This is a genomic window from uncultured Brevundimonas sp., from assembly GCF_947305955.1.
GTDB lineage: Bacteria > Pseudomonadota > Alphaproteobacteria > Caulobacterales > Caulobacteraceae > Brevundimonas.
In genome coordinates this window covers 1-5,694 of the sequence record NZ_CAMZFB010000082.1, presented here as the reverse complement: position 1 = coordinate 5,694, position 5,694 = coordinate 1, and the positions used below count along the sequence as shown (strand labels likewise).

Below are 5,694 nucleotides of genomic sequence, written 5' to 3'. Positions count from 1 at the left end.
AAAACAATGGCATATCAAAGGTCATCGAAGAACCAGAAACTTTGCGACACTGCCGAAATCCGCCACCGTGGTAAAAATCGGCCGCTTCGAGAATATGAACGAGGAAACCGGCGAAAAGGAAGAACGCGGCTTCGCACGGGCTTACCGCGTTTTCAACGCCGACCAGATCGACGGTTTGCCGGAGCAATTCGCCGGAAAAGCCCCGGAAGCGCCCCGCGACCTTGGCACCGAACCCGACCCGCAGCTTGAAACCTTCTTTGCCGCGACCGGAGCGCACATCGCCACCACCAGCGACCCCCGCGCCTATTATAACCCCGTTGAGGACGTCATTCACATGCCGCCGATTGCAACCTTTCACAGCGCGAGCGCATATTCTGCCACACTTGCGCATGAGACCGTCCATTATGCCGTAAGCTGGGTTATGCCGCATGGCCGGGGTTTGGTGGCTTTCGCACCTGTGTTCGGCCATGCAACAGTTCGGCATAATCAGAGCGCTTCGAGGAACTCGGAGGTGCTGATTAAATGCCGCCGTTCTCGAAGTCTGGCTATCAGATATGCGGAACTTTCCGGACGTTCGCGGCAGCAGGAAACCGTGCCCAGTGTGGCTTTCCCTGCCGCCGATAGAGTCCTCATCCTCAATGGCCACTGACGCAGAAAGGGCCATCGAGAAAGACGCATGCACCACGACTGATCATCAGAGATTCATGCCGCCGGTGACCTCGATCCGCTGTCCATTGACCCAACCGAACGCATCCGTGAGGAGGCTGGCGATCACCGGGCCAACGTCTTCGGGGCCACCGACGCGACCGAGTGCGGTGCGGGTTGCCAGCGCCTTGTTGACCTCGTGGTCGTCGCGGGTGACGCCGCCGCTGAAGTCGGTCGCTATGGCTCCGGGCGCGACCACGTTAACGGCGATACCGCGCGGACCAAGTTCCAGCGCCATGTAACGTGTCAGGGTTTCCACCGCCGCTTTCATCGGCCCGTAGATCGCCCGGCCCGGGAATGAGAAGCGCGTCAGCCCCGACGAGATGTTCACGATGCGCCCCCCGTCCTTCATCAGCGGCAGAAGCACCTGGGTCAGCAGGAACGGTCCTTTGAAATGCACCGCGAATTGCGCGTCCATTTCGGCTTCGGTTCCGTCTGCGAGGGTCGCCGTAGAGGAGATCCCCGCGTTGTTCACCAGATAGTCGAAGCGGTCGGCTCCCATCTGGGCGAGGGTGGTGCGAACGCTGTCAGCGAAGTTCGGGAAGCTCGAAGCCTTGCCGACATCAAGCTGAAGCGCGGCAGCCTGCGCCCCAACCTTCTTGATGTCCGAAACCACCTTATCGGCCTCTTCCTGCCGAGAGTGATAAGTGATGATGGACGATACGCCGCGTTGAGCCAAGCGGAGGGCGGTATCCCGGCCCATGCCTCTGCTGCCACCGGTGATGATTGCGATAGATGCTGTACTTTTCATGAATATTCTCCTTGTAGGGGAGATATAGACAAGACATTTGTTCAGGATAAGGTGGTTATAAATCTACATTCTGTACGGAAAATTGCACAATGAAGAGTGACTTCTCCGCGGCCCGCGCCTTCATTGCGGTCGCTACAGCCGGTGGCTTTCGCGAGGCGGCCAAGACATCCGATATGAGCGCGTCCAGCCTGAGTGGCGCAGTGAGGCGGCTTGAAGATCAGCTCGGGGTCCGGCTGTTGAACCGTACGACCCGCAGCGTCACCACCACAGAGGCCGGGGCGCATCTGCTGCACCGCCTTCAGGCCGCGATGTCGGAGATGGAAGCGGCGCTGGAGAGTGCCAGTGAATTTCGAGGCATGCCGAGCGGCACGCTCCGGCTGAATGTTCCTTTGGGCGTTGCGCGCCTTGTGCTGCCACGCCTCTTGCCCGGGTTTTCAAAGGCCTATCCGGATGTCCGGGTAGAGATCATCGCGGAGCATGGCGTCGTCGATATCCTGGCTGCGGGATGCGATGCGGGTATCCGCTATGACGATAAGGTGACGAAGAACATGGTGCTTACGCCCATCGGGCCGTCGCGCCAGAGATTTGCCACCGCTGCCTCGCCCGCCTACCTGGCACGGCATGGGTATCCCCTTCATCCTCAGGATCTGGATCGGCATGCCTGCCTACCGGCATTCGTCGGGGGCGGTCATCCGATGCCTTGGGAATTCGAGAAAGAGGGCGAGATCGTCCGCGTGGAGGTGCAAGGTCCTGCGACAGTCGATGTCACAGCAGTCGATCTGGCGGTTTCGATGGCGGTCGATGGGTGCGGCATTGTTCATCTCTACGAGGAATGGCTGCAGCCGCAGATTGACAGCGGCGCTCTGGTACCGGTCTTGGAGCCTTGGTGGCAGAGCTTCGACGGGCCACTGCTCTTCTATCATGGACGCGAACATGTGCCCGCACCTTTACGCGCTTTCATAGACTATCTGTGCCCGCATAGGTGGTAATCACAGCGTAACGGCAATGGCCGGTTAGGGCTCGAAGCGGACAACTTCATCGATCGTCGCGGACGTATGTGGTCTGGTCGAAATCCGCCGCAGGGCTGGTCAAACATTCCCGATTTGCCACCAAGATTGTTGCTCCAACAACATGGAGCACAAGAAATGGAAATATCCAACGATACTACCTGCATCGATTGCTATCTTGAAACGTTCGAGAAAAGTCTTTCATTCCGAAAATACAAGCCATCCACGCTGGACAACTATCGTTGCCTACTTCGGCCGTTCGGTCGCTTGCTCGACGCTGAGGGCATCACTCCATCGGCGTTGACGCCAGACCTTGCCGTCGAGTTGGGGCAGAGATTGCCGGCCACGCCGAAGAGCCAGGTGAAGATCCCCAATCTCGCAAGGCTGTTCGTCACGCACCTGATTGAAATAGGCGTCGCGACACGGCCGCCTCTGACACCTGCGCAAGCTGAACGCACAGAACTACTGGGCAACTTCGAAACCTATCTTGTCCGACAGCGAGGCCTCAGCCCACGCACGATCTATCATGTGCTCCGGTTCGCGGACCGCTTTCTCGATCATCGCTTCGGCGACGATATGCTCGACCTGTTGGCACTGAACGTCCGTGATGTCGTGGCGTTCATGGAATACCTTGTGACGCGCAAGAGGCCATTCCGCGACAAGACGCCAGAAACTGCCCTGCCGAACTCGCAACACGGTCCTGTGTGAACAGTGGCCGCATCCGCGCCTTCACATCACGCAACGAAGACGCCCAAAGCTCAAGCGTCGCCTCAATAGATGCACCCGCCATCCATGACCTCCGAATCATGGAAACCCAGGGATTCAGAAGTCGGCAAAAAGCGCAACTGTAATGCTAGGAACTTGCCGTTGCTGTGGAGAGGGTATTTATGGCAAGATCCCCGCAAGGGCAGCCTATGGCTGCCCCTGCGGGACCAGAAACCACTCAAGCCTTGATGAAGGCCAGCAGGTCAGCATTGACCACTTCCGGATGCGTCGCGAACATGCCGTGCGAAAGGCCGGGATATGTCTTCAGCGTGCCGTGCTTCAGCAGCTTGATCGCCTTGTGGGCCGAATCCGCGATCGGCACGATCTGGTCGTCCTCGCCGTGCAGCACCAGCACCGGCACGTCGATCGCCTTCAGGTCCTCGGTGAAGTCGGTCTCGGAGAAGGCCTTGATGCAGTCGTACTGCGCCTTGGCGCCGCCGGCCATGCCCTGCCTCCACCAGTTGTCGATCAGCCCCTGGCTGACCTTAGTGTCCGGCCGGTTGAAGCCGTAGAACGGGCCTGAGGGTACGTCGATGAAGAACTGCGCCCGGTTCGCCACCAGCGCGGCACGGAAGCCGTCGAAGACCTCGATCGGCAGGCCTTCCGGGTTCGCCGCGGTCTTCAGCATGATCGGCGGCACGGCGCCAAGCAACGCCGCCTTGGCGACCCGTCCCTTTTCGGCGCGTGCGACATAACGAGCGACCTCGCCGCCGCCGGTCGAATGGCCGATATGGATTGCGTTCTTCAGATCGAGTGCCGCAGCGAGACCAGCCACGTCTGCGGCATAGGTGTCCATTTCGTTGCCCGTGTCGGTCTGATCCGAGCGGCCATGGCCGCGACGGTCATGGGCAATCACCCGGTAGCCCTGCGACAGGAAGTACAGCATCTGGTTATCCCAGTCGTCCGCGCTCAGCGGCCAGCCGTGGTGGAAAACGATGGGCTGCGCGTCCTTCGGACCCCAGTCCTTGTAGAAGATGCGGGTGCCGTCGCTGGCGGTGATGAATCCGTTGCTCATGGAAGTGTCTCCTGTTTGTGAAGAATGGGTAAGGGCTTGTGCAAAGGCATTGGACGAGAGGCCGATGGCGGCGATGATGGTGCCGCCCGCGATGAGAAGGCTGCGCCGCGCCGCCATTGGCCCGGTGAGGGATGGAAGTGTCATCTGGCTCCTTTCCGCGGTCTTTTCGGCCGCCACGTCGTTTTGACATGGACAGTTATGACGGAAGCGGGCATGAAAGAGACGTGGCTAAAATGACATCATTAGAGTCAAAAGTGACAAAATGATCCGTGACGAAAATCTGGTCGCCGAAGTGGCGCTTCTGATCTATCCCGATTGCCAGCTTGCCGCCGTGTACGGCTTGACCGATCTTTTCCGCATTGCCGGAGAGTGGGCGGCGCGCGAACCCGGGCAGGACCAGCTACGGGCCATCCGCGTTTCGCAGTGGCAGGTGGATGGACAGGAGGTACGCTGCGTTTGGGACAGCCATTCCGGACGGCCGCACCGGATAAGCTATGCAATCGCGCCACCGAGCCTTATCATGCCGGAAAAAATGCAGCCCATGACAGTCGCCTCGAACTGGATGGCCGCCCGCCATGCCGAAGGCGTGACGCTCTGTTCCGTCTGCGCGGGGGCCTTCGTCCTGGCCGAAACGGGGCTCATCAACAACCGCCGGGCGACGACGCACTGGGCCTTTGCCGAAGCGCTCGCCCATCGTTTTCCGAATGTAAAAGTCGCCGCCCAGAACATGGTCATCGACGATGGCGACATCCTGACGGCCGGCGGAATCCTTGCCTGGACGGACCTCGGCCTTACGCTTGTGGCAAAACTCCTGGGACCGAGCGTGATGCTGGCCACGGCCCGCTTCCTGCTAATCGACCCGCCGCGGCACGAGCAGCGCGCCTTCAGCGCCTTCATCCCGAAGTTCGATCACGGCGATGGCGAGATTCTGCGCGTACAGCACCATATCCATGCCCATGCCGCCGAAACGCAGAACATTCCCGACCTCGCGGCCCGCGCAGGGTTGACGGAACGGACCTTCATGCGCCGTTTTGCCAAGGCAACGGGGCTGCGCCCGACGGAATATCTCCAGCACATCCGCATCATGAAGGCGCGCGATGCGCTGGAACTGACGAACCGCTCCGTCGATCAGATCGCCTGGTCGGTCGGCTATTCCGACCCCGCCGCCTTCCGGAAGGTATTCCACAAGATCACCGGCTTGCTTCCGAATCTCTACCGCCAGCGCTTCGGCGTCGCATGAACCACACTATCCGGCAGAACTCATGTTCCGGCACTCAGCCTTGTTAGATGCTCGTCCCAGACGCTGGGGTTGACGAGTGAATCCGGACGCTCCCCTTGCAGAATTTTCAGCATCAGTTTTGCTGATTGCACGCTCATCCGCAGCTGGCTTTCCATTGGGCAGTGTCGCAAAGTTTCTGGTTCTTCGATGACCTTTGATATGCCATTGTTTT

7 protein-coding genes and 1 pseudogene are annotated in these 5,694 nt (G+C 59.8%); 4 read left to right on the top strand and 4 right to left on the bottom strand.

Translation table 11 applies throughout. The features are described 5' to 3' along the window. Positions 1–649: zincin-like metallopeptidase domain-containing protein (locus Q0Y42_RS13860; protein ID WP_297804938.1), on the top strand; the 649-nt coding region annotated here is incomplete at its 5' end. A gap of 45 nt (positions 650–694) precedes the next feature. Here the strand turns inward: Q0Y42_RS13860 and Q0Y42_RS13855 are convergent. Next, positions 695–1,456, bottom strand: a complete 762-nt coding sequence (locus Q0Y42_RS13855) for an SDR family oxidoreductase (protein WP_297804935.1) — start codon at positions 1,454–1,456, stop codon at positions 695–697. A gap of 89 nt (positions 1,457–1,545) precedes the next feature. Between Q0Y42_RS13855 and Q0Y42_RS13850 the strand changes: the two genes are divergently transcribed. After that, positions 1,546–2,445 carry a LysR family transcriptional regulator gene (locus Q0Y42_RS13850; RefSeq protein WP_149149226.1) on the top strand — a complete coding sequence of 300 codons (900 nt, stop codon included), beginning with the start codon at positions 1,546–1,548 and terminating at the stop codon, positions 2,443–2,445. A 156-nt stretch (positions 2,446–2,601) separates the two neighbouring features. Then, positions 2,602–3,171, top strand: coding sequence for a hypothetical protein (locus Q0Y42_RS13845; RefSeq protein WP_297804943.1), 570 nt, complete (start codon positions 2,602–2,604; stop codon positions 3,169–3,171). Here the strand turns inward: Q0Y42_RS13845 and Q0Y42_RS13840 are convergent. Together Q0Y42_RS13840 and Q0Y42_RS13835 are read right to left on the bottom strand one after the other, a co-directional pair. Then, positions 3,131–3,271, bottom strand: a pseudogene (locus Q0Y42_RS13840) (IS701 family transposase); the annotation flags it as partial. The gene Q0Y42_RS13845 and the pseudogene Q0Y42_RS13840 overlap by 41 nt on opposite strands. 135 nt (positions 3,272–3,406) lie before the next feature. Further along, positions 3,407–4,243: an alpha/beta hydrolase gene (locus tag Q0Y42_RS13835; protein ID WP_297804941.1), complete on the bottom strand. Its 837-nt coding sequence runs from the start codon at positions 4,241–4,243 to the stop codon at positions 3,407–3,409. 262 nt (positions 4,244–4,505) lie between these two features. Between Q0Y42_RS13835 and Q0Y42_RS13830 the strand changes: the two genes are divergently transcribed. Beyond that, entirely contained in the window at positions 4,506–5,483 is a 978-nt protein-coding gene (locus Q0Y42_RS13830) for a GlxA family transcriptional regulator (protein ID WP_172686444.1), read from the top strand. A gap of 20 nt (positions 5,484–5,503) precedes the next feature. On the opposite strand, the gene Q0Y42_RS13825 is transcribed toward Q0Y42_RS13830, so the two are convergent. Further along, positions 5,504–5,694 (bottom strand): hypothetical protein (locus Q0Y42_RS13825; RefSeq protein WP_297804929.1); only part of this gene is annotated, 191 nt, incomplete at its 5' end.

What these genes read in the sequence shown, in the direction of transcription:
- Q0Y42_RS13835 (WP_297804941.1), bottom strand. Translation starts at nt 4,243, where the DNA reads ATGAGCAACGGATTCATCACCGCCAGCGACGGCACCCGCATCTTCTAC.
- Q0Y42_RS13830 (WP_172686444.1), top strand. Translation starts at nt 4,506, where the DNA reads ATGATCCGTGACGAAAATCTGGTCGCCGAAGTGGCGCTTCTGATCTAT.
- Q0Y42_RS13845 (WP_297804943.1), top strand. Translation starts at nt 2,602, where the DNA reads ATGGAAATATCCAACGATACTACCTGCATCGATTGCTATCTTGAAACG.
- Q0Y42_RS13855 (WP_297804935.1), bottom strand. Translation starts at nt 1,456, where the DNA reads ATGAAAAGTACAGCATCTATCGCAATCATCACCGGTGGCAGCAGAGGC.
- Q0Y42_RS13850 (WP_149149226.1), top strand. Translation starts at nt 1,546, where the DNA reads ATGAAGAGTGACTTCTCCGCGGCCCGCGCCTTCATTGCGGTCGCTACA.